The following is a 22,832-nucleotide window of genomic DNA, read 5'->3' on the forward strand; positions in this document are numbered from 1 at the left end:
AACCACGATACCGAAGCAATCTCCGGGAGAAACCACGATGAAGCTTTTTGCGATCGCCCTGGCTGCGCTCACCTTGACGACGGCCACGGCCGCATCCGCGGGCGAGATCGCCGACAAGGCCGCCGAGGCGGAGAAGGCCCTCCAGTCGAACGATGCGACGGGCGCGCTCGCCAAATTCCGCGATGCGGAGGAAGCGCTGTGGAAAGCAATGCCGCTTGCCGTTCTGAACGTGAAGCAGATCAGCTCGGCCAGCGGATTCGGCGTCTACAGCGAGCGCCCGAACCATATCTACAAGCCGGGCGAAGAGATCGTGCTCTATATGGAGCCGGTCGGCTATGACTACGGTTCGGACGGGTTGGGCAACAACCAGATCGCGCTTTATGTCGACCTCACCGTGCTCACCCAGTCCGGCGAGAAGCTGGGTAGCTTCGAGAAGCTCGGCCGCGTCCAGCTCGCCTCACGCTCGCACAACCGCGAAATGTTCTTCAAGCTGAACGTCTCCGTGAACGGGCTGCCGCCCGGCAAGTACCGCGCGGATTTCCTCATGCATGACGAGAACTCGCAAAAGACGGCGCCTTTCACGACCGACTTCGAGATCGCCGGGTAGGTCGTTTCGGGATCAGCCTCGCACCGACGGAACCACAGGGCTGCGGCCGCGTTCCTAAGTCGCTGCAAACACTGTCGATTTGCGAGGTTTTTCCATGATCAAGTGGATCATCATCCTTTTGATTGTCGCCGCCGCCGCGAGCCTGCTTGGCATGCCGGCGCTGGCGGGCGCGGCCGCCACCGGCGCGCGCGTCCTCATCGGCATCGTGCTGATCGTCTTCCTGCTGATCGTGCTCGGCGTATTCGCCATCACATAAGACGCGCCGGACTGGTAATTCCGGGCCGTTTCCGCCATATAGCGGCCAAATGGAACTGGAATGACCGGTTAGATGGCAGGCACCGCCCCCTTCGCCAAGATGAACGGCATCGGCAACGAGATCATCGTTGCCGATATGCGCGGTCGTGCCGACAAGGTGACGGCGGAGGCGGCGATCGCCCTCAACGCCGACGCGGCGACCAAGTTCGACCAGGTCATGGCGATCCATGATGCGCGCACACCGGGCACCGCCTATTATATCGACATCCTGAATTCCGACGGCACCAGCGCGCAGGCCTGCGGCAACGGCACCCGCTGCGTTGTCCAGGCTCTAGCCGCCGAGACCGGCCAGAAGAGCTTCACCTTCGAGACCCGCGCCGGCATCCTGAATGCGCAGGAGCATGCCGACGGCCTGATCTCGGTCGACATGGGCAAGCCGCGCTTCGGCTGGCAGGAAATCCCGCTGGCGGAGGAATTCCGCGATACCCGCATGATCGAACTGCAGATCGGCCCGATCGACGCGCCGGTGCTGCATTCGCCCTCGGCGGTGTCGATGGGCAATCCGCACGCGATCTTCTGGGTCGACAACGATGTCTGGTCCTACGAGCTCGACCGCTTCGGCCCGCTGCTCGAGAACCACCCGATCTTCCCCGAGCGCGCCAACATCACCATCGCCCAGGTGACCTCGCCTGAAACCATGATCATCCGCACCTGGGAGCGCGGCGCCGGCCTCACCAAGGCCTGCGGCTCGGCCGCCTGCGCCGCCGTGGTCGCGGCCGCCCGCACCAAGCGCACCGGCCGCAGCGTTTCGCTGATGACGCCCGGCGGCGGCTCGCTGCATGTCGAATGGCGCGACGACGACCATGTCATCCTGACGGGCGCGGCCGAATGGGAGTTTTCCGGCAGCTTCGACCCCTCGACTGGCGCCTGGGCCCGCGACACCGAAAGCGCCGCCTGATGTCCGCCCTTGAAAAAGGCGCGGCCCAAGCTCCAATCGGCAAAGGCATCGACGTCGTCACCTTCGGCTGCCGCCTCAACACCTATGAATCGGAAGTGATGCGCCGCGAGGCCGAGAGCGCCGGGCTGGGCGCGCTGCACGGCGGCGCCGTCATCTTCAACACCTGCGCCGTCACCGCCGAAGCGGTGCGCCAGGCCAAGCAGGCGATCCGCAAGGCGCGCCGCGAGAACCCTTCCGCCCGCATCATCGTCACCGGCTGCGCGGCGCAGACCGAGCCGCAGAATTTCGCCGCCATGGACGAGGTCGACCTCGTGCTCGGCAATGAGGAGAAGCTCAAGGCCAACTCCTACCGCGCGCTGCCCGATTTCGGCGTCAACGACACCGAGAAGGCGCGCGTCAACGACATCTTTTCGGTGCGCGAGACGGCAGGCCACATGGTCGACGCCATCGAAGGCCGGGCGCGCGCCTTCGTCCAGGTGCAGAATGGCTGCGACCACCGCTGCACCTTCTGCATCATCCCTTACGGACGCGGCAACTCGCGCTCCGTGCCGATGGGCGGCGTGGTCGAGCAGGTCAAGCGGCTGGCGGGCAACGGCTACGCCGAGATCGTGCTGACCGGCGTCGACATGACCAGCTTCGGCGCCGACCTGCCGGGCAGCCCCAAGCTTGGCAAGCTGGTGAAGACGATCCTGCGCCAGGTGCCCGACGTGAAGCGGCTCAGGCTCTCCTCCATCGATTCTATCGAGGCCGACGACGACCTGCTCGACGCCATCGCCACCGAGCCGAAGCTGATGCCGCATCTGCACCTGTCGCTGCAATCTGGCGACGACATGATCCTGAAGCGCATGAAGCGAAGGCACCTGCGCGACCAGTCGATCCGCTTCTGCGAGGACGTGCGCAAGCTGCGCCCCGGCATCGTCTTCGGCGCCGACATCATCGCCGGCTTCCCGACCGAGACCGAGGCGATGTTCGAGAATTCGGAAAAGATCGTCGAGGAATGCGGCCTGACGCATCTCCACATCTTCCCGTTCTCGCCACGCGAAGGCACGCCCGCCGCGCGCATGCCGCAGGTCCGCCGCGAGGTGGTGAAGGCGCGCGCCGCGAGATTGCGCGCCGCCGGCGAGGCCGCCTATCGTCGTCATTTGTCGTCGCTTGCCGGAACAAGGCAGTCGATCCTGATCGAGCGCGACGGGCTCGGCCGCACGGAAGGTTTCACGCTAGCCGCGATCGCCACCGGCGCGCCCGGCGAGATCGTCGACGCCGTGATCACCGGCCATGACGGCGCCCGACTGATCGCGGCGGCGCCCTCTGCCGCGCAAGCCGCCTGAGACTGCGAGACGCATGGCTGGTTTCTTCAAGAAGATATTTTCGTTCGGCAAGAAAGAGGTCGTCGAGGAGCGCGTCGACGAGACGGCCCCGCTGCCGCCGATCAAATGGGATGCGCTGGAGGCTCTGAAGCCCGAGGCCGGGCAGGCTGAGTCGGCGGAAACGCTGGCGCGCGAGCAGGAGCCGGTGGCGGAGGCCACGCCGGCGAGCGAGCCGGCTGTTGAGCCTGCCCCCGCCCTGCCGCCCGAAGCGCCGAAGCCCGAGCCCGTTCCGACCATTCCGCCGGCGCCGGAGCCGATCGTTCCCCCCGATCCTGAACCGCTGCCGCAGCCTGAACCGGAAGAAGAGCCGCAACCGGCGCCTCAGACACCCGAGCCGCCGGAGGAAGTGCCACCGGCACAACCTGAGCCTTCACCCGAGCCCGAACCTGCTCCGCAGGAAGTGCCCCCACCCGCGCCGGCGCAACCGGACATCGAGCCTTCGCGCCCTGAACCGCAGCCCGAGCCGGCACCGGCAGAAGTACCGACGCCGCCGAGCGAGGTTCCCGCCGAGACACCTGCGCCGATCGAGGTGCCGCCAGCGGCGACGCCTTCTATAGAACCATCCGCCGAAGCTGACGCGGAAATCGCGCCTCCCATCCGACAGCCAGCGCCGGTCGAGCCGCAGCCGATCCTTGCCGAGATCGCACCGGAGCCGGAGGCCGTGCCGCCGCCGCCAAGCCCCACCCCTGCCGCCGGCAAGGTGACGGTTTCAAAAAAGGTCGAGCAGAAGGCCGAGCCGGTAAGGGCGCCGGAGCCGGCGCCGCGGCGCTCCTGGTTCCAGCGCATGCGCGACGGGCTCGCCCGCTCCTCGCGCGAGCTCTCCGGCAACATTGCCGGCGTCTTCACCAAGCGCAAATTGGACGACGAGACGCTGCAGGACCTGGAGGACGTGCTGATCCGCGCCGATCTCGGCGTGGAGACGGCGCTGCGCGTCACCGACTCGCTCGCTTCCAGCCGCTACGGCCGCGACGTCTCCGATGCGGAAGTCCGCGCCGTGATGGCCGCGGAGGTGGAGAAAGTGCTGACGCCGGTCGCCAGGCCGCTCGAGCTCGACCTCAGCCACAAGCCGCATGTCATCCTGGTCGTCGGCGTCAACGGCACCGGCAAGACCACGACCATCGGCAAACTGGCGGCAAAACTCACCGACGGCGGCCTCAAGGTGATGCTGGCCGCCGGCGACACGTTCCGCGCCGCCGCGATCGAGCAGCTGAAGATCTGGGGCGAGCGCACGAATTCGCCGGTCGTCGCCTCGAAACTCGGCGCCGATGCGGCGGGCCTCGCCTATGACGCGTTCGAGAAGGCCAAGGAGGCAGGCTCGGACGTTTTGATCATCGACACCGCCGGCCGCCTGCAGAACAAGACCGAGCTGATGGCCGAGCTGGAGAAGATCGTGCGTGTGCTCGGCAAGCTCGATCCGGAGGCGCCGCACACGGTGCTGCAGACGGTCGACGCCACCACCGGCCAGAACGCGCTGAACCAGGTCGAGATCTTCCGCAACGTCGCCGGCGTCAACGGCCTGGTGATGACCAAGCTGGACGGCACGGCGCGCGGCGGTATTCTGGTGGCGATCGCCGCCAAGCACCGGCTGCCGGTCTATTTCATCGGCGTCGGCGAACAGGTCGACGACCTCGAACCGTTTTCCGCCAGCGAATTCGCGAGAGCGATCGCAGGCGTCGCCTGAACAAAGGCATGATCTTGGGAGGCCGCCTGCTTTTCGGCCAGATCATGCGCAAGAAGGGTTTTTATGAACATCATCGAGCGCGACCCGTCCGATCCACGCCGCAAGCCGATCAATCCCCGCTTGAAATTCCTGCTCGAGCTCGGTCCCGGCCTGGTGTTCTTCTTCACCACCATCCGCGGCGAGTGGCTGGCCGAGAAATTCCCGGTGCTCACCCATCTCGGCGAGCCGATCCTGATCGCCACCGCCTTCTTCATGGTCGCCACCGCGCTGTCGCTCAGCGCCTCCTGGCTGCTGACGCGTAGCCTGCCGCTGATGCCGCTGGTGTCGGCCATCGTCGTCTTCGTCTTCGGCGCGCTCGCGCTTTACCTGCAGGACAAGACCTTCGCCTTCATGAAGCCGACGATCATCAATTCGCTGTTCGGCGTAACCCTGCTCGGCGGGCTGCTGTTCGGCCGGTCGCTGCTCGGCTACGTCTTCGATTCCGCCTTCCAGCTCGACGCCGAAGGCTGGCGCAAGCTGACCTTCCGCTGGGGGCTGTTCTTCCTCTTCCTGGCCGTGCTCAACGAAGTCATGTGGCGCAACTTCTCGGAAGCGACCTGGCTATATTTCAAGGTCTGGGGCACGATCCCGATCACCTTGCTGTTCACCTTCAGCCAGATGCCGTTGATCATGCGCCACTCGCTGGAGGATAAAGCCAAGGAAGAGAAGGCCGGGAATTAAGGCAATTCCAGGAAAAGTGGCTGCCGGTTGGGTTCGGCGACTTCGCCGCAACGTCCGTCCGGAATTGCGCCGGAGCAAGAGGGGGGCAGTATGGAATTCGTCACCACGCATGACGAGCTGAGGACGATCTACAAGACGCCCCGGCCGACCGACGGCTCGATCCGCAAGGAACTGAAAAGCCTCGACGGCCATTGCCGTTCCTTCATCGGCAAGAGCCCGTTCGTGCTGATCGGCTCCTCCGACGGCGCCGGCAATGCCGACGTGACACCCAAGGGCGACAGGCCCGGCTTCACCGCCATCCTCGACAACGCCACCATCGCCATTCCCGACCGCCCCGGCAACAACCGGTTGGACACGCTGGAAAACATCATCCGCAACCCGTCGATCGGGCTGCTCTTCCTCATCCCCGGCATGAACGAGACGCTGCGTGTCAATGGCGATGCCCGCATCACCGTCGACCCGACCTTGCGCGAACGCCTGGCCGTCGACGGCAGGGAGCCGCAGAGCGTGATCGTGGTGACGGTCAAGGCCGCCTACATGCATTGCGCCAAGGCCTTCATGCGCTCCGATCTGTGGAAACCGGAGACCTGGTACGACCGCGCGACCCTGCCGACGCTCGGCCAGATCATCCGCGACCAGCTGGCGCTTAGCGAAAGCGCCGGCGACATCGACCGCGAGCTGGACGACGATTACCGCCAGACCATGTGGTAGGCTTCGCGGACGACTCAACTCTTTCGTCCGGCTCTCCCTTGATCGACATCATCGCCATATCGGGCAGCCTGCGCGCCGCCTCGACCAATTCGGCCCTGCTTGCCGCTTTGGCCGCCAACGTGCCTGCGGACTGCCGCGTCCAGGTCTATGACGGCCTCGGCCGTTTGCCGATCTTCAACCCCGACGACGAGGGCGAGCGCACGCCGCCGCAAGCGGCTCGGCTGATCGAGGCGGTGACCCGCGCCGACGGCGTCATCGTCTCCTGCCCGGAATATGCGCATGGCGTGCCCGGCGGCATGAAGAACGCGCTCGACTGGCTGGTCTCGCGCGACGCCGCCGTCGGCAAGCCGGCGATGCTGGTGCATGCCTCGTCCCGCTCGCTCTATGCGCGCGCGGCGCTTGCCGAGATCATGCGGACGATGTCGTTCGCGATGTATGAGGATAGGGCGCTGGAGATCGCGCTGCTGGGCAAGAAGCCGCCTGAGATGGAGGCGATCCTGACTGCGAACCGCCCGGCGATGCGCGACGCGGTGCGGGGTTTCGTGGAGTTTATGCGCTCGCAGGCAGCCTCGTCATCCTAGGTCCGCGCGTCGCTACGCCCCAGGATGACGAGTGGAACCTACCAGTCGCTCAGCTTGGTATCAGCTATATATTCCTGGCCTTCGACATCCTTCACCACGGCCTGGCCGCAGCGCATCGACTTGGTCTTCTTGTCATAGGCATAGGTCGGCGAGCCGAACAGGTGCCAGCCCTTGTTCAGCGCTGCCGTCACCTTGTGGCAGAAGGTGGCGTCGTCCGGCCCGGTGAGGAAGCGGTAGAGTTTCATTGGCCTATCCTGTCGCGACCGGGCGGAAAGCCGGTCCTGAAAAATCGTTTCGAGCCCGCCGCATCATGCGCCGATGACCGCGGCCTTCGCCAGAAGTTTCTCGGCTTCGGCCAGATGCAGCCGCTCGACCATGCGGCCATCCATCGCAATCACGCCCTTGCCGGCATTTTCGGGCCGCGCGAACGCATCCCTGATCGCGCGGGCCGCGGCCAGCCTCTCGGGCGACGGCGAAAAGGCGCGGTTCGCCGGCTCGATCTGGGCGGGATGGATCAGCGACTTGCCGTCGAAACCCATGGCGGCGGCTTCCGTGCATTCGCCGGCAAAAGCATCGAGGTCGCGAAAATCATTGGCGACGCCGTCGATGATGTCGAGGCCGCCGGCCCGCGCCGCGAGCACCAACTGCATCAGCCAGGGCATCAGATACCGTCGGTCGGGCGTCGCCAGAATGCCGGTCGCCTTCACCAGATCATTCGTTCCGGCAACGAAACAAGCGAGGCGCGACGCCGGATCGCGGCCAAGTTCGGCGATCGCGCCGATGTTGAGCAGCGCCTTGGGCGTCTCGACCATCGCCCATAGTTCCACGCTGTCCGGCGCGAAATTGTCGTCGAGCAGGTCGCCGGCCTCGAGGATGTCGCGCGGCGTGCCGATCTTGGGCAGGAGAATGCCGTCGGGCTCGGCCTTGGCCACGGCCAGGAGATCGTCGGCGCCCCATTCGCTGGTCAGCGGGTTGATGCGCACCACCATCTCGCGGCGTTTCTCGCGCCCGGCGAGAATGCCGGCGACCTTGTCGCGCGCCGCCTTCTTGTCGGCGGGCAGGATGGCGTCCTCGAGGTCGATGATGACGGCGTCGCAGGTGAGCGAGCCGATCTTGGCGAGCGCCTTGTCGTTCGAGGCGGGAATGTAAAGCACCGAGCGGCGCGGGCGGTGGGGTTCGACGGTCATGGCCGATCTATGCAGGGTGATGGCGGACGAGGCAAGGCGCGGATTGATCTCCCCCTCAGAGGCCGCAAGGGGGAGGTGCTCGGCAGGGAAGAGGACGCCGGCGCCGGGCTTCCCTGCACCAAATCTGCAAATCGTTGCGGAAAACCTCCTCCAATCCGCCGCGCGCTTTCCGCACCGGCCGGCGACAAAGCCGCCATGCAAACGCCTCACACATTCCGATGGTCGCTGCCGCGCCGGCTCCGCAACGAAGGCTGGTGGCTCGTCGAGCCGCAAAGACGGCGCGTCACGGCGACAGTGCTTCCCTTCGGAGCACGGCCGGCATGCGGCGGCACGGCAGCAGCCAGGAAGGCCCAGCGATGACGACGATGACCATGACGGTTCCGGCGATGAAGACATCGCCTGTCCCGAGCTACTGCCGCCGCGTCGGCGCCGCGGTCGCTCTGGTGGCGCTGGCCGATTTTCTTTTCTATGGCCAGCCGGCCGGGATCACCGTCTTCATCTTCGCCATCGTGCTTGCCGCGGCTGTCGTCGCCATGCATCCGACCGCACTGAACGACGTCCGGGTGTGGCTCAAACCAGCTGCGCTGTTCGCGGCGCTGCTGCCGCTGGTCGAAAATGTCAGTCCGCTTTCGGTCCTGGTCGCTATCGCGGCACTTGCGATCTTCGCGCTGACGCTGACCGGACGGCTGCGCAAGGAACGAATAGCCCGCCAGCTCGGCCTGTTCCTGCTTGCTGCGCCCTTCCGCTTCGCGCGCGACTTCTTCCGCTGGCGCAAGGCGGCGCGCGAGCTCGGGCAGCGGCGGCTTCAGCTTACGGCCATTGTCGTCTGGATCATGCCCTTGACGCTGGGCGTCGTCTTCCTGGCGCTGTTCGGCGCCGCCAATCCGATCATCGAGCACTGGCTGTCGCTGATCGACCTCTACGCGCTCATCGAGAAAATCGAGATCGCGCGGCTGGTCTTCTGGCTGATCGTGCTGGCCGGCGTCTGGGCGTTCCTGCGCCCGCGCCTGCCACGCTTCGTCTCGCGCATCAGGCGCGTCCTGCCCGCCGCACCTGTGGCCAGACCGGCCAGGACATCCGCCGAGGATATCCTCTTCGGCAAGCCTGCCATCTTGCGCGCGCTGATCGTCTTCAACGCGCTGTTTGCCGTGCAGACCGCGCTCGACGCCGCCTATCTCTGGGCCGGCGTCGCGCTACCCGACGGGATGACTTACGCGGCCTATGCGCATCGCGGCGCCTATCCGCTGGTCGCCACCGCGCTGCTTGCCGCCGGCTTCGTGCTGGTGGCGCTGCGCTCGGGCGGCGAGACGTCGCGGGATCCGCTGATCCGCGGGCTGGTCTATCTCTGGGTGGCGCAGAACATCGCCCTGGTGATCTCCTCGATGCTGCGGCTCGATCTCTATATCGGCATCTATGCGCTCACCTATCTGCGCATCGCCGCCTTCATCTGGATGGGGCTGGTGGCGGTGGGTCTGGCGCTCATCATCGCCCGCATCGCGCTGCAAAAATCCAGCGAATGGCTGCTCTCCGCCAATCTTGTGACATTATCGGCGACGCTTTATGCCTGCTGCTTCGTCAACTTCGCAGCCATGATCGCCAACTTCAATGTCGACCATTCCCTGGAAATGACCGGAAAGGGCGTCCCCCTCGACATCTGGCATACTCGCTCGCTCGGTCCGAACGCCTTGCCGGCTCTCGGGCGCTATTTCGAGCATCAGAAGAAAACATTCCCCGATCGCGCGGTCGGCGACGGGCCCGACGCGATGGCCGAATTCCACTACCGCACGGAGCAGAAAGACTGGCGCGCCTGGAGCTTTCGCGACTGGCGGCTGCTGCGCGCTCTCGACAAGCACGGCCCGCTTGCTAATCCTGCCGTCACCGAACCCTACGCGCCGGGCCGCTGATTCCATGCCGCACCACATCCTCGTCGCCGACGACGACCCGCATATCCGCGAGATCATCTGCTTCGCGTTGGAAAAGGCCGGCATGAAGACGGCCGCCGTCGCCGACGGCGCCGCAGCACTCCAGGCGGTCGAGCGCGGCGCGCCCGACCTCATCGTGCTCGACATCGGCATGCCGGAGATGGACGGGCTGGAAGTCTGCCGCAGGCTGAGGCAAAAATCCGACGTGCCGGTGCTGTTCCTGTCCGCGCGCGACGAGGAGATCGACCGGGTGCTCGGGCTGGAGATGGGTGGCGACGACTATGTGACCAAGCCGTTCAGCCCGCGCGAGCTGGTCGCCCGCGTCAATGTCATCCTGCGCCGCGCGCGGCCGGCCGTCGTCGAAGAAGAAGCCGACGACCGTGAATTCGCGCATGGCAAGCTCATGCTTGTGCCGGTAAGCCATGAAGCGAGCTTCGACGGCAGGCCGCTCACCTTGACGGCGATCGAGTTCGCGATCCTGAAAGGCTTCCTCGCCCGGCCGCAGCACGTGCTTGGCCGCGACGCGGTGATGGCCAATGCCTATGCCTCGAACATCCATGTCTCGGAACGCACGGTCGACAGCCATATCCGCAATGTGCGGGCCAAGCTGGCGGCGGTCGGCTGCGCGGATGCGATCGCGACGGTGCATGGCGTCGGCTTTCGGCTCGGCCGATGCGGTGGTTGAGCAAGGAAAGGTGGCGGCCGCGGCTCGCCACCGTCGTCATCGCCATCCTGATCGTCGTCATGGCCCTCCCGCTGGTCGGGCTGTTCTTCTTCCGGCTCTATGAGAACCAGCTGATCCGCCAGACCGAGGGCGAGCTCATCGCGCAAGGCGCGGTGGTCGCCGCCGTCTATGCCCAACAGGTGCGCGACGCCGGTATCCCCCAGGAAAAACTGGGTTCACCGATATCGGCCGATCCGACGAGGGACAACAATTACCCGTACGATCCGATCGAGCCGCGCCTCGACCTTGCCTCCGACGATGTCATGCCGTCGCGACCGGCGGCTCTCCCCGCCGCGCCCGATCCCGCCTTCGCCGCAATCGGCGCGCGGCTCGACGGCGTTCTCGACGAGACGCAGAAAACGACGCTCGCCGGCTTCCGGCTGCTCGATCCGCGCGGCGTGGTGATTGCCGGCGGCGACGAGGTCGGCCAGTCGCTCGGCGAGATCGGGGAGGTGCGGACCGCGCTTTCCGGCGCCTATGCCAGCGCGCTCAGGCTGCGCATCCCCGACCAGCCGACGCCGCCGCTCTATTCGGTGAGCCGTGGCACCAAGGTGCGCGTCTTCGTCGCCATGCCGGTCGAGCTCGACGGCCGGGTCGCCGGCGTGGTCTATCTGTCGCGAACGCCGAACAACATCGTCAAGCACCTCTATGGCGAGCGCGGCAAGGTGACGTTGGCGGGCATCGCCATCCTCGGCGGCACGCTCTTGATCGCGCTGGTGTTCATCCGCACCGTCAGCCGGCCGATCTATGCGCTGATCGACCGGACGAAGCGCATCGCCGCCGGCGACCGCGACGCGATCAGGCCGCTCGACCATCACGGCACGCGCGAGATGGCGGCGCTGTCGACGGCTTTCCTCGACATGGCGACCAAGCTGCAGGCGCGTTCCGACTCTATCCAGACCTTCGCCACCCATGTCTCGCATGAGCTGAAATCGCCGCTGACGGCGATCCAGGGCGCGGCCGAGCTGCTCAGGGATTCCGGCGGCGCGATGGACGAGGCCGAGCGCAAGCGTTTCTCCAACAACATCGTCACCGATGCCGGGCGGCTCAATCTCCTGGTGCGCCGGCTGCTCGACCTGGCGCGCGCCGAAAACCTGGAACCGAGTGGCGAAAGCGCGACGCTTCATGCGGCGTTGGCATCATTGCCGATCGACACCAGGCTGGAAGCGCGGCTTGAGGGCGGCGGCGATATCAGGTTCGGCATCTCGGCTGAGAATCTCGGCATCGTGCTCGCCAACCTCATCGACAATTCGGCGCGGCACGGCGCCCGGCAGGTGGCGATCCATGCCTCAGCCGATGGTGAGCGCGCATCGGTCCGGATCGGCGACGATGGCGATGGGATCTCGGCCGCCAACCGCGCCAGGATATTCGAGCCGTTCTTCACCACGCGGCGCGAGTCCGGCGGCACCGGCATGGGGCTCGGCATCGTGCTGGCCCTCCTGAAAGCGCATGATGGCACGATCAGGCTGGTTGACTCCGAACGCGGCACGCGCTTCGAGATCGATTTGCCGGTTGCGTGAACGCGCGATGGTTTTCTACGCCATTCCGGGCAGGCACTTCCACCGGATCGCTCTTGATCGGAGAAAAAATGCGCTACGACATCGTCATCATCGGCGGAGCCATCGTCGGATCCTCGGTCGCCTACTATTTGCGCGAGGAAGGCTTTACCGGCTCGATCGCGCTGATCGAACGCGATCCGCAGTTTTCCCACGCGGCGACGACCCTGTCCCTGGCCTCGATCCGCCAGCAATTTTCCATTCCTGAAAACATCCGCCTGTCGCAGTTCACCCTAAAATTGTTCCGCCGGCTGAAGGAGACGTTCGGCGCCGACGCCGATATCGGTTTCCGCGAGGGCGGCTACCTTATCCTCGCCGGCGAGGCCGGCCTGCCGATCCTCAAGGCCAATCACGAGACGCAGGTTGCCGAGGGCGCCGATATCGCGCTGGAGGACGCCGGGCAGCTGGCGCGCCGCTTCCCATGGCTGTCGGTCGAAGATATTTCCGCAGGCGCCTTTGGCCGCAGCGGCGAGGGCTGGTTCGACGCGCACGCGCTGCTGACGCTGTTCCGCAAGGCCTTGCGCGACAAGAGGATCGATTTCATCGCGGCTTCCGCCACCGGCATTTCGCGCGACGGCAATCGCGTTACCGGTGTTTCGCTCGACAATGGCGAGACGCTGGAAGCCGGCATCGTCGTCAACGCCGCCGGCCCGAACGCCGGCAAGGTGGCGGCTTTTGCCGGGCTGGCGCTGCCGGTCGAGCCACGCAAGCGCAACGTCTTCGTCTTCGAGGCGCGCGAGAAATATGCCGACATGCCGCTCCTGGTCGATCCGTCGGGCATCTATGTGCGGCCGGAGGGCTCGGTCTACCTGACCGGCGGCGCCGAGCCCGAAGAAGGCGATGTCGCGCCCGATCCGAAGGATTTCGACGTCAACTGGCCGCTGTTCGAAGAGGTGGTCTGGCCGACTTTGGCCACCCGCATCCCGGCCTTCGAGGCGATCAAGCCGACGCGCGCCTGGGTCGGGCATTACGACTACAACACGCTCGACCAGAACGGGGTCATCGGACCGCATCCGGAAGTCGGGAACTTCCTGTTCGCCAACGGTTTCTCCGGCCACGGCCTGCAGCAGGCGCCGGCGGTCGGCAAGTCGATCGCCGAGCTCATCATGCATGGCGGGTACCGGACCATCGACTGCACGGCGTTTGGATATGAGAGAGTGGCGGCAGGAAGGGCGTTCAGGGAACTGAATGTGATTTGAGCGGGAAACTGGTCGGCGATATGCGATCCAACCGACAAAAGCCGTTGCTTCTTGCTGGCCGCGTCATATTACTCTGAGCCTATCGGCGCTCGGGGAAAACATTGCTTAGAAAGGCTGTCGAAAATTTTCGGCGCACAAGCGGGGTCCAATTGCTTTTGGGCCTTCGCCACGAGATCCTCTATCGTCAGTTTTTGGGAAGCGCCGCGCCTAAAGGCCGTGCGTTCGCCAGGGATCTGAGCGGAAAACCCGAGCGGAATTATTGCTTCACCATCGCGTTCAACACGCCTTGGATCGTAGACGTGCTCACCAAAGCCTGGCAGGCATTCCCGACCGGCACAAGGCTCGTGGTGATCGACAATTCACCGAAGCAGGATGCGCGGGCTTCGATCGAGGCAATCTGCGCGCAGCGCGGGGTCGCGTACTTCAGGCTCCCCAGGAATTTCGAAACGAACCCTTCCAGATCACATGGCGTCTCCCAGACCTGGATCTTCCACAACATCGTCAAGCACCTCAAACCTGACATGTTCGGGTTCATCGATCACGATTGCTTCCCGGTCGGACCGATCGATATCGCGCAGCGCGTCGGACGAAAGATCGGTTACGGGATGCCGCGGCATGCCAGGTCCAGCTATCTGTACAAGGAAGCCAAGGACGAGTCTTGCTGGTACTACTGGGCCGGCCTGTGCTTCTACAATTTCGCTGCTGTCGAGCATGCGAAGCTCGATTTCAGAAATCGGCTCGACATTGGAATGGACACCGGAGGCGGCAACTGGCCAGTATTGTATTCGAAGCACCCCGTCGGGGAATTCGAGATGGCCCGATTAAATCACGTCGCGGTAAGCGTCGGGGGGAAAACCGCTGACTACGAGGTATATGACGAGGTCCTTTTTCATGTCGGCGGCGCGTCTTACCGCTCGCGCGCGACAAATGCGGACTACCGTCGCCAGTTGTCGGACCATATCTGGAAAACCTATCTGGGCGGGATCCAGGATCGCCTGATTTCCATCTGACCTCAAATCGGGCTGCGCGCGCCCAAATACCCCTGCAGCCATCCAAGCACCCGCGCCCAGCCTTCGGCATGTTCGGCCGCGGCGTCCGGGAAACCCGCGAATCCGCCGTGGCAGATGGTGAGCCGCGTGCAATCGCCGATCGGCTCCAGCAGGTAAGCCACGATCGTTTCGTGGCGGCCGAGCGCCGGATGGTCCCAGTCGTAGCGCCGCGTCTGCACGATCCGGCGCGGCATCTCGATCTCGAGAAACTCTCCGCCAGCGGGCAGGCGTCTGCCATCGGCGGCCCGCACCGTGACGCTCCAGCTTCCACCGATGCGAAGATCGGCGTTCCAGCCTGTCATCCGGTAAGTGTCGGCGGAGCCCCACCAGCGTTCGACCTCCCCGGTGACCAGCGCCGCGACAACCTCGTCCGGCGTAGCAGGGAGGTCGGCCGAGGCCATGACCGTGTCAGCATTCGCCATGGCTTGCGGCAAGGACAAGTGAAGCACCAGTTCATCTCCACCAAGGGTTGTCTCGCATCCGAAACGAATATTTACCCCTTTGACGGCGGGCGCTCGAAACCCTTGCCGGTTTCGAGCAGGCTCTTGAGGCTCGCCAGCACCAGCGGCCAGCCCTTGGCGACGTTGGGGATCAGCCGGTGCGGGCCGTCCGCCTCGTGGATGACGGCGAGCTTCATCAATTCGCCGTCCTGCTCGATAGTGAAGGTGCAACGCGTGTAGCCGTCCTCCTTGACCTCGGGCATCCATTCGTTGCGCCATTTGATGACCAGGCGCCGCGGCGGGTCGATCTCGAGAATCTCGCCCGAATCGGCGACACGCCCATCGGGGAAGACCAGCTTCCAGCTCGAGCCGACCTTCCAGTCGCTCTCCTGATAGGAGCAGAGGAAGAACTGCCGGTTGAATTCCGGATCGGTCAGCGCTTCCCAGAGCTTTTCAGGCGTCGTGCGGATATAGGTGACATAGACAAAGCTGTTCTCTCTCACGGCTCTTCCCTTTCAAGACGTTGCTTCAGGTCGCTGAGGGCAGCAAGCCGTCCCCGCTCGAACTTGCCGATCCAGCGCTCGGCGATCTCGTTGATCGGAACGGGGTTGAGGTAGTGCTCCTTCTCGCGGCCCCGGCGCATGGTGGTGACGAGGTTGGCCTCCTCGAGGATCGCCAAATGCTTGGTCACCGCCTGGCGCGTCATATCCATATGCTCGCAGAGCGCGTTCAGCGTCTGCCCGTTCCGGGCATGCAGACTGTCCAGCAATTGCCGGCGGGTCGGGTCGGCCAAGGCGCGAAAGACAGCATCCATGCTCATGGCTCTAATATGCAACCATTTTGTTGCATGTCAAGCGGTGCGGCGGGACAGGCAATCACTTGCCGGTGAATGACCTCTCAGCTTTTGCGGGAGAACCAGAAGGCGTCGCTCATGCGCATCATGCCGATGCGCTCATAAAAACCGACGGCGTCGGGCATCGAGATCAGGCTGACGGCGACCGAGGGTCCAAGCACGCGCTGCGCCTCGTCCATCAGGCCCTTGCCGACGCCGAGCCCTTGCGCGGTCTTGGAGACGGCGAGGTCGGAAATGTAGCAGACCCAGGAGAAGTCGGTCATGCCGCGCGCGACGCCGACCAGTTGCCTGTCCGGCCGGTGGAGCCGCGCGGTCAGCACGAGATTGGCGTTGTCCAGCATGGTTTGCAGCCGGGCCTCGTCGTCGACCGGCCTTACCTTGCCGAGGCCGGATTCGACCAGCACGCGGCGGAACTCGGCGACATCGAGCGAGGGTTCGCTTGCGTAAAGCACTTTGGAAGAATCGGCCATGGCCGCAGACTGCACCGGCCGGCCAGGATTTCGAAGCCGTTTTCGAGGCATGCCCGCCTTTGGCCCAAGGGCAGTGCACGAACAGTTGCCTTTCATTTGCCGCCGGCTTTGTGTAAACCGTCCCGCAAATTCCCCCGCAAGCCAAGAAGAAGACGGGCAAGCACCATGGATAAATTCAACAAGCTCACCGGCGTCGCCGCGCCCATGCCGATCGTCAATGTCGACACCGACATGATCATCCCGAAGGATTATCTCAAGACGATCAAGCGCACCGGGCTCGGCACCGGCCTGTTCGCCGAGATGCGCTACAATGAGGACGGTTCGGAGAACCCGGATTTCGTGCTCAACAAGCCTGCCTACCGCAAGGCGCAGATCCTGGTCGCCGGCGACAATTTCGGCTGCGGCTCGAGCCGCGAGCATGCGCCCTGGGCGCTGCTCGATTTCGGCATACGCTGCGTGATCTCGACCTCGTTCGCCGACATCTTCTACAACAACTGCTTCAAGAACGGCATCCTGCCGATCACGGTCAGCCCGGAAGACCTCGACAAGCTGATGGACGACGCCTCGCGCGGCTCCAACGCGACGCTGTCGATCGACCTGGAGGCCAAGGAGATCCGCGGGCCGGATGGCGGCGTGGTCAATTTCGACCTCGACGACTTCAAGCGCCACTGCCTGCTCAACGGTCTGGACGACATCGGGCTGACCATGGAAAAGGCCGGCGCCATCGCGTCCTTCGAGAAGAAGAACGCCGAGCAGCGCCCCTGGGCCTGAGCGGCCCGAAAGCATAACCCGGCCATCGCAGGCCGGGTTCGTCGCGGCTGAATGGAGGGACAGTCATGGCACGCTCACTTCTGGCCGCCGCCGGCGTTTCGGCGGCAATAATCCTTCTCGCCACGGTCGGCGCCAATGCGCAGACCACCGCGCCGGCCAAGCAGCCGGCGCCCGCGGCGTCCGACCAGCCGGCGACAGATCAAGGCGCGACCGACCAGGGATCGGCCGGCGACCAGGCCGCGTCGGATGACGACAAGCAGGCGCCCATCCCCTTCGAAGGCGGCCAGCTCACCATCACGCAGCCGGAGCAGGACGGCGAGAAGGTGCTGTCCTATGATGGCAAGCAACTCGCCAGCAATTACGACGTCTCTTTCGACAAGATCGTCAAGATCGGCGACGTCAACGTCGCGTTGGTCGATGTCGGCGACGGCGGCAATCAATGCGGGCCGGCTAAGGTCATCGTCTGGAAGCCGAAGGACGGCGCGATCCAGACCACGACGGTCGAGCAGGACGAATGCGGCGCGCCACCGGCTTCGGTCTCCGACGACGCCATCTATTTCGTGCCCTATCTGCTGCCGGGAGAAACCAAGCCGGCGCTCCAGTGGTCGCCGACCGACGGGCTGACGACATCAGGTGATCTGACCTACACGCCCGAACCCGGCACCGACTGGAAGGACGTCGATGCGTCGAAATACGGCTACATCGTCGACGCCTTCCATAACGAAGCGGTCTACAAGGCGGCCAAGGCGCTGCTCGGCGACGACATGCCCGACATGGCGACCAGCCTGCTGGTGAGCGGCGGCGACACCGAAAAGATCGCATCGGGCGCCTTCTACGCCACCGGCTGCGTGCCGCATGACTGCGGCGGCAATGACGGCTTCATGGCCATCGACCCGGCCAAGCAGAAAGTCTATTTCGCCCGCCGCGGCGACAATGACCAGCCGCAGGCCTGGCCGCCGCTGAAGGACTGGCCGGCCGATATCAAGAAGGCCTATGACGACGCGCAAGGGTCGGGGAATTAGCCGAGCCTCTGTTGCTCGGCCGCGTTCCTTCGCGCCCCCTCTGTCCTGCCGGACATCTCCCCCACATGGGGGGAGATTGGCTGTTTCGGCTCTCCGCTCATTCTACGACGCTGATGATTGGCGAAAGCCGACGCGACGTCTGATCCCCCCCTCGTGGGGGAGATGCCCGGTAGGGCAGAGGGGGGCGCTGTCCCGCCAGCGTCGCGGTGTCTGGCTCACGACTGGATTGTCCGCGTGGTTCAGAATGGTCGAAACAACCAATGCGAGGCCCGCATGCGCAAGCTCATCTCCACAGGCTCGCCCTTCGAGAAGACCGCCGGCTATTCGCGCGCGGTGGTGCAGGGCGACTGGTGCTTCGTCTCCGGCACGACCGGCTACGACTATGCCACCATGACCATCCCCGAAACGGTCGAGGCGCAGACGCGCAATTGCCTCGCCACCATCGCCAAGGCGCTCGCCGACGGCGGCTTCGACATGGCCGATGTGGTGCGGGCGCACTACTACATCACCGACCAGGCCTATGTTGACGTGGTCTTCTCGATCCTCGGCGAGGCGTTCGGCGACATCCGCCCGGCGGCGACGATGATCGTGTGCCAGCTCAACAAGCCGGAGATGAAGATCGAGATCGAGGTGACCGCGCTGCGGCGCACCGCATAGGGGGCCGCAGCGATGACGGTTCGGCGTATCGTAGCCAACATCGCCACCAGGGATATCGCGGCGGCGAAGCGCTTCTATCAGGACGTGCTTGGCCTCGACATCCTCATGGATCAAGGCTGGATCGCCACCTACGGCTCCGATGAAAGCATGCGGGTGCAGGTGAGCTTCATGGCCGAGGGCGGATCGGACACCCCGGTGCCGGACCTTTCGATCGAGGTCGACGATGTCGACGCGACGCTCGCTGGTATGAAGACCGCCGGCTTCGCCATCGAATACGGCCCGGCCGACGAGCCCTGGGGCGTGCGGCGCTTCTACGTGCGCGATCCTTTCGGCAGGCTGGTGAATATCCTGGCGCATCGGTAGGCGAGACGCTGGCGGGACAGCACCCCCTCTGGCCTGCCGGCCATCTCCCCCTTGCGAGGGAGATCAGATATCGCGGTCGCTTTCGCCAATCGCCGACGCTGCAGGGGAGGAGCCGGCGCGGAAGCTGCCAATCTCCCCCTTGCGGGGGAGACGGCCGGCAGGCCAGAGGGGGGGTGTGAAGGATCTCGGCGCTCGTCCCCTTGCGCACGGCCCACTTGGCGTTTAGCAAGGCGCCGGTTCAATTTCTCTCCCGGGACGGTTCTCCATGGCTTCGAAAAATCTCTTCCTGCTCGCCGGCGACGGCATCGGCCCCGAGGCCATGGCCGAGGTGAAGAAGCTGATCAAGGCCATGAACGACAAGCTCGGCAGCAGCTTCGCCACCGACGAAGGCCTTGTCGGCGGCTGCGCCTATGACGCGCATGGCGCGGCGATCTCCGACGCCGACATGGCGAAGGCTGTTGCCTCGGATGCCGTGCTGTTCGGCGCCGTCGGCGGGCCGAAATGGGATGCCGTGCCTTACGAGGTGCGCCCCGAGGCTGGGCTTTTGCGCCTGCGCAAGGACATGGAGCTGTTCGCCAATCTACGGCCCGCGATCTGCTACCCGGCGCTGGCCGCCTCCTCCTCGCTCAAGCAGGAAGTGGTCGAGGGCCTCGACATTTTGATCGTGCGCGAGCTCACCGGCGGCGTCTATTTCGGCGAGCCGAAGCAGATCATCGATCTCGGCAACGGCCAGAAGCGCGGCATCGACACCCAGGTCTACGACACGTTCGAGATCGAGCGCATCTCGGGCGTCGCCTTCGAGCTGGCGCGCACGCGCCGCAACCAGGTCACCTCGATGGAAAAGCGCAACGTCATGAAGTCGGGCGTGCTGTGGAACGAGGTCGTCAGCCAGACGCACAAGGCGCGCTACGCCGACGTCAAGCTCGACCACATGCTGGCCGACGCCGGCGGCATGCAGCTGGTGCGCTGGCCGAAGCAGTTCGACGTCATCGTCACCGACAATCTGTTCGGCGACATGCTCTCCGACATCGCCGCCATGCTCACCGGCTCGATCGGCATGCTGCCGTCGGCCTCGCTCGGCGCGCCGGATGCCAAGACCAAGAAGCGCAAGGCGCTCTACGAGCCGGTGCACGGCTCGGCGCCTGACATCGCCGGCAAGGGCATCGCCAACCCGATCGCCATGATCGCGTCCTTCGCCATGTGCCTGCGCTATTCCTTCGGCATGGTGGCGGAAGCCGACAAGCTCGAGGCGGCGATCGCCGCCGTGCTCGACGACGGCCTGCGCACCAAGGACATTTTTTCCGCGGGCATGAAGGAAGTCGGCACCACCGAAATGGGCGACGCCATCATCGCCAAGTTCCTGGGGTGATCCCGGCACCGTCGAGGTAGCCGGTCTCGACTCGGTGGCAATTGCGCACCCCGCGCCTTCGGACGCCTCGGCCAATCTCCGAAGTCGGCGATTTACCCGGCCCTCACCGCGGGTCGGCTTACAACTTCCGTCGCGATCCTACGCTGGCCGCTTCTTCTGCGTCTTGTGTTTTGGCGGCTTGTCGAACTTTGGCTTGTCGAATTTCGCCTTGCCGGGTTTTTTCGCCCAGGGTGTTGAGTCCGGCGCCCCGGCAGGCGGACGCTCGCCCGGCGCCCGCTTCTCGAATCTGGGAGTGCTCGGGTCGAAAGCGCCCTTGCCGCGATGCGGCTTCTTCTCCGGTTTCGCCGCCTGGTAGCCGGCGCGCGACAGGTCCGGCGTGCCGTCGATGCGCCTGACCGCGATGTTTCCCTGCAGCTTGCGGTCGGGGCCGATCGCGGCGACGAACCGGTCGGCCCAGTCGGCGGCGATCTGCACGAAGGTTTCCTCCGGCTGCATCTTGATGGCGCCGATCTCGCGCTTGGACATGCCCGCGGTGCGGCACAGCATCGGGATCAGCCAGCGCGGCTCGGCATTCTGCCGCCGTCCCACCGACAGCGAGAACCAGACGCTGTCGCCGAAATCGTCGCGGCGGCTGGGGGCCTCGTCGCTGCGTGCGAACTTTTCGCGCGACGGTGCGAAAGGCGCGACCTCGAGCAGGTCTTCCGGCGCCGAGCGGCTGGAGCGGCAGAGCCGCACGAAGGCCGCGGCCACCTGCTCGGCCCCATGCTTTTCCAGCAGCACATCGATGAAGCCGCGTTCTTCCTCGCGCACCGGCTCGTCGAAGGCCGGGTCGGCAAGGATGCGCTCGTCGTCGCGGCGCAGCACGTCGTCGGCCGAGGGCGGGCTTGCCCAGGTCGCGGTCAGCTTGGCGTTCTGCAGGAGCCGTTCGGTGCGCCTGCGGGCATTGTTCGGCACGATCAGCGCGCTGACGCCTTTTCGTCCGGCGCGGCCCGTGCGCCCACTGCGATGCAGCAGCGTCTCCGGATTGGTCGGCAGATCGGCATGAACGACGAGATCGAGATTGGGCAGGTCGATGCCGCGCGCCGCGACGTCCGTGGCGATGCAGACCCGGGCGCGGCCGTCGCGCATCGCCTGCAGCGCATGGCTGCGCTCGTTCTGGCTGAGCTCGCCGGACAGCGCGACCACGGAGAAATTGCGGTTGTTGAAGCGCGCCGTCAGGTGATTGACGGCCGCCCGCGTGTTGCAGAACACCAGGGCATTCTTCGCTTCATAGTAGCGCAGCACGTTGATGATGGCGTTCTCGCGGTCCGCCTGGGCGACGTTCAGCGCCCGGTATTCGATGTCGAGATGCTGCTTTTCCTCGCCGGTTGCCGAGATGCGCACCGCATCGCGCTGATAGCCCTGCGCGAGCGTGGCGATGGCGCGTGGCACGGTGGCCGAGAACATCAGCGTGCGGCGCTCGGCGGGTGCTGCGTCGAGGATGAATTCGAGATCTTCGCGAAAACCGAGATCGAGCATCTCGTCGGCCTCGTCCAGCACCACGGCCCTGATCGCCGACATGTCGAGCGATTGCCGCGTGATGTGGTCGCGCAGCCGGCCGGGCGTGCCGACGACGATATGGGCGCCGCGTTCCAGCGCCCGCCGCTCGGTGCGCATGTCCATGCCACCGACGCAGGAGGCGATCTGCGCGCCGGTCAGCTCGTAGAGCCATTCGAGCTCGCGCCGCACCTGCAGCGCCAGCTCGCGCGTCGGCGCCACCACCAGCCCCAGCGGCGCGCCGGCGGCGGCGAAACGCTCAGCGCCGCCCAGAAGCGTCGGCGCCACGGCAAGGCCGAAGGCGACGGTCTTGCCGGAGCCGGTCTGCGCCGAAACCAGCGCGTCGGCTTCGCCGAGCTCAGGCTCCAGCACCGCTTTCTGCACCGGCGTCAGCTCGACATAGCCGCGATTTCGCAGCGCCTCTGCGAGCGCAGGCACGATGGTTTCGAAACTGGACATCTTGTTCTTTCGGAATTCGGAGTTCTGTGCTCGTCGTGGAGCACAAGGCCGGCACTGCGCCAAGCCAAAGCCTATTTGCGCGTTCGTACTTCTTGCGGCCGCCATTGTACAGTGCAGGCGGCACCGCCTTTCCCTTCTCCCCTTGTGGAGGAGGTGGATCGGCGCGCCAGCGCCGAGACGGATGAGGGGTGTTCCAGCGGAGTGAGAGGCCGGCTTTCCCTGGAGCACTCCTCATCCGGCCGCTTCGCGGCCACCTTCTCCCGCAAGGGGAGAAGGGAAAGCGGCGCCAATTGACTCTTTTCCCAAACCGCGTAAAAGCCCGCGTCGAACGGGATCGTTGTTCGATGCGCGGCCTTTTGATGGCTCTCCTTGCAT

At 65.3% G+C, this 22,832-nt stretch carries 25 protein-coding genes; 18 read left to right on the plus strand and 7 right to left on the minus strand.

Features of this window, described 5'->3' with window-relative positions; translation table 11 throughout:
• Window positions 1–37 precede the first annotated feature (37 nt).
• From LB572_RS22285 to LB572_RS22320, 8 genes are all read left to right on the plus strand, one after another.
• Entirely contained in the window at window positions 38–607 is a 570-nt protein-coding gene (locus LB572_RS22285) for a hypothetical protein (protein ID WP_140808140.1), read from the plus strand.
• 94 nt (window positions 608–701) lie between these two features.
• On the plus strand, window positions 702–863 hold the full coding sequence (locus LB572_RS22290; protein WP_224669222.1) for a DUF1328 family protein: 162 nt from the start codon (window positions 702–704) through the stop codon (window positions 861–863).
• Between the two features lie 72 nt (window positions 864–935).
• Window positions 936–1,820, plus strand: a complete 885-nt coding sequence (gene dapF / locus LB572_RS22295) for a diaminopimelate epimerase (protein WP_224669223.1) — start codon at window positions 936–938, stop codon at window positions 1,818–1,820.
• Complete coding sequence (gene mtaB, locus LB572_RS22300) at window positions 1,820–3,148, plus strand: tRNA (N(6)-L-threonylcarbamoyladenosine(37)-C(2))-methylthiotransferase MtaB (RefSeq protein WP_224669224.1); 1,329 nt, start codon at window positions 1,820–1,822, stop codon at window positions 3,146–3,148. The genes dapF and mtaB overlap by 1 nt, the downstream gene beginning before the upstream one ends.
• Before the next feature lie 13 nt (window positions 3,149–3,161).
• Window positions 3,162–4,868 (plus strand): signal recognition particle-docking protein FtsY, encoded by a 1,707-nt coding sequence (gene ftsY / locus LB572_RS22305; RefSeq protein ID WP_224669225.1) that lies wholly within the window; start codon window positions 3,162–3,164, stop codon window positions 4,866–4,868.
• 63 nt (window positions 4,869–4,931) lie between these two features.
• Complete coding sequence (locus LB572_RS22310) at window positions 4,932–5,588, plus strand: septation protein A (protein ID WP_224669226.1); 657 nt, start codon at window positions 4,932–4,934, stop codon at window positions 5,586–5,588.
• 90 nt (window positions 5,589–5,678) lie between these two features.
• Complete coding sequence (locus LB572_RS22315; protein WP_140805454.1) at window positions 5,679–6,299, plus strand: pyridoxamine 5'-phosphate oxidase family protein; 621 nt, start codon at window positions 5,679–5,681, stop codon at window positions 6,297–6,299.
• 38 nt (window positions 6,300–6,337) lie between these two features.
• Window positions 6,338–6,880: an NADPH-dependent FMN reductase gene (locus tag LB572_RS22320; protein ID WP_224669227.1), complete on the plus strand. Its 543-nt coding sequence runs from the start codon at window positions 6,338–6,340 to the stop codon at window positions 6,878–6,880.
• Window positions 6,881–6,918: 38 nt separating this feature from the next.
• Here the strand turns inward: LB572_RS22320 and LB572_RS22325 are convergent, their stop codons facing one another.
• Both LB572_RS22325 and LB572_RS22330 read right to left on the minus strand, forming a co-directional pair.
• Window positions 6,919–7,125 carry a DUF1737 domain-containing protein gene (locus tag LB572_RS22325; RefSeq protein ID WP_224669228.1) on the minus strand — a complete coding sequence of 69 codons (207 nt, stop codon included), beginning with the start codon at window positions 7,123–7,125 and terminating at the stop codon, window positions 6,919–6,921.
• A 63-nt stretch (window positions 7,126–7,188) separates the two neighbouring features.
• Window positions 7,189–8,067 (minus strand): HpcH/HpaI aldolase/citrate lyase family protein, encoded by an 879-nt coding sequence (locus tag LB572_RS22330; protein ID WP_224669229.1) that lies wholly within the window; start codon window positions 8,065–8,067, stop codon window positions 7,189–7,191.
• Window positions 8,068–8,423: 356 nt separating this feature from the next.
• Here LB572_RS22330 and LB572_RS22335 point away from each other — a divergent pair, with 356 nt between their 5' ends.
• From LB572_RS22335 to LB572_RS22355, 5 genes are all read left to right on the plus strand, one after another.
• Complete coding sequence (locus LB572_RS22335; protein ID WP_224669230.1) at window positions 8,424–9,971, plus strand: DUF4173 domain-containing protein; 1,548 nt, start codon at window positions 8,424–8,426, stop codon at window positions 9,969–9,971.
• A gap of 4 nt (window positions 9,972–9,975) precedes the next feature.
• Window positions 9,976–10,674, plus strand: a complete 699-nt coding sequence (locus tag LB572_RS22340) for a response regulator transcription factor (protein ID WP_224669231.1) — start codon at window positions 9,976–9,978, stop codon at window positions 10,672–10,674.
• A gap of 59 nt (window positions 10,675–10,733) precedes the next feature.
• Entirely contained in the window at window positions 10,734–12,233 is a 1,500-nt protein-coding gene (locus LB572_RS22345; RefSeq protein ID WP_412033582.1) for an ATP-binding protein, read from the plus strand.
• 68 nt (window positions 12,234–12,301) lie between these two features.
• Window positions 12,302–13,468, plus strand: a complete 1,167-nt coding sequence (locus LB572_RS22350; protein WP_224669232.1) for an NAD(P)/FAD-dependent oxidoreductase — start codon at window positions 12,302–12,304, stop codon at window positions 13,466–13,468.
• A gap of 101 nt (window positions 13,469–13,569) precedes the next feature.
• The gene (locus tag LB572_RS22355) at window positions 13,570–14,478 is read left to right on the plus strand and encodes a hypothetical protein (RefSeq protein WP_224669233.1); all 909 of its coding nucleotides are present in this window, start codon (window positions 13,570–13,572) and stop codon (window positions 14,476–14,478) included.
• Window positions 14,479–14,480: 2 nt separating this feature from the next.
• Here the strand turns inward: LB572_RS22355 and LB572_RS22360 are convergent, their stop codons facing one another.
• From LB572_RS22360 to LB572_RS22375, 4 genes are all read right to left on the minus strand, one after another.
• Window positions 14,481–14,966 (minus strand): SRPBCC family protein, encoded by a 486-nt coding sequence (locus LB572_RS22360; RefSeq protein WP_224669234.1) that lies wholly within the window; start codon window positions 14,964–14,966, stop codon window positions 14,481–14,483.
• 44 nt (window positions 14,967–15,010) lie between these two features.
• The gene (locus tag LB572_RS22365) at window positions 15,011–15,460 is read right to left on the minus strand and encodes an SRPBCC family protein (RefSeq protein WP_224669235.1); all 450 of its coding nucleotides are present in this window, start codon (window positions 15,458–15,460) and stop codon (window positions 15,011–15,013) included.
• The gene (locus LB572_RS22370; protein ID WP_210242039.1) at window positions 15,457–15,771 is read right to left on the minus strand and encodes an ArsR/SmtB family transcription factor; all 315 of its coding nucleotides are present in this window, start codon (window positions 15,769–15,771) and stop codon (window positions 15,457–15,459) included. The genes LB572_RS22365 and LB572_RS22370 overlap by 4 nt, the downstream gene beginning before the upstream one ends.
• A gap of 83 nt (window positions 15,772–15,854) precedes the next feature.
• Window positions 15,855–16,280 (minus strand): GNAT family N-acetyltransferase, encoded by a 426-nt coding sequence (locus tag LB572_RS22375; protein ID WP_224669236.1) that lies wholly within the window; start codon window positions 16,278–16,280, stop codon window positions 15,855–15,857.
• Between the two features lie 165 nt (window positions 16,281–16,445).
• Here LB572_RS22375 and leuD point away from each other — a divergent pair, with 165 nt between their 5' ends.
• The 5 genes from leuD to leuB all read left to right on the plus strand — a co-directional run bounded on the left by leuD (window position 16,446) and on the right by leuB (window position 20,462).
• Window positions 16,446–17,051, plus strand: coding sequence for a 3-isopropylmalate dehydratase small subunit (gene leuD / locus LB572_RS22380; protein ID WP_140805477.1), 606 nt, complete (start codon window positions 16,446–16,448; stop codon window positions 17,049–17,051).
• Between the two features lie 65 nt (window positions 17,052–17,116).
• Window positions 17,117–18,073, plus strand: coding sequence for a hypothetical protein (locus tag LB572_RS22385; RefSeq protein ID WP_140805479.1), 957 nt, complete (start codon window positions 17,117–17,119; stop codon window positions 18,071–18,073).
• Window positions 18,074–18,346: 273 nt separating this feature from the next.
• Entirely contained in the window at window positions 18,347–18,730 is a 384-nt protein-coding gene (locus tag LB572_RS22390) for a RidA family protein (protein ID WP_224669237.1), read from the plus strand.
• Between the two features lie 12 nt (window positions 18,731–18,742).
• A complete protein-coding gene (locus LB572_RS22395; RefSeq protein ID WP_224669238.1) occupies window positions 18,743–19,093 on the plus strand; it encodes a VOC family protein in 351 nt (116 codons plus the stop codon).
• A gap of 265 nt (window positions 19,094–19,358) precedes the next feature.
• Window positions 19,359–20,462, plus strand: a complete 1,104-nt coding sequence (gene leuB / locus LB572_RS22400) for a 3-isopropylmalate dehydrogenase (protein WP_224669239.1) — start codon at window positions 19,359–19,361, stop codon at window positions 20,460–20,462.
• 138 nt (window positions 20,463–20,600) lie between these two features.
• Here leuB and LB572_RS22405 read toward each other — a convergent pair whose 3' ends face one another.
• Window positions 20,601–22,457: a DEAD/DEAH box helicase gene (locus LB572_RS22405; RefSeq protein ID WP_224669240.1), complete on the minus strand. Its 1,857-nt coding sequence runs from the start codon at window positions 22,455–22,457 to the stop codon at window positions 20,601–20,603.
• Between the last annotated feature and the right edge of the window lie 375 nt (window positions 22,458–22,832).

Source organism: Mesorhizobium sp. BH1-1-5, from assembly GCF_020165615.1.
Classification (GTDB): domain Bacteria; phylum Pseudomonadota; class Alphaproteobacteria; order Rhizobiales; family Rhizobiaceae; genus Mesorhizobium.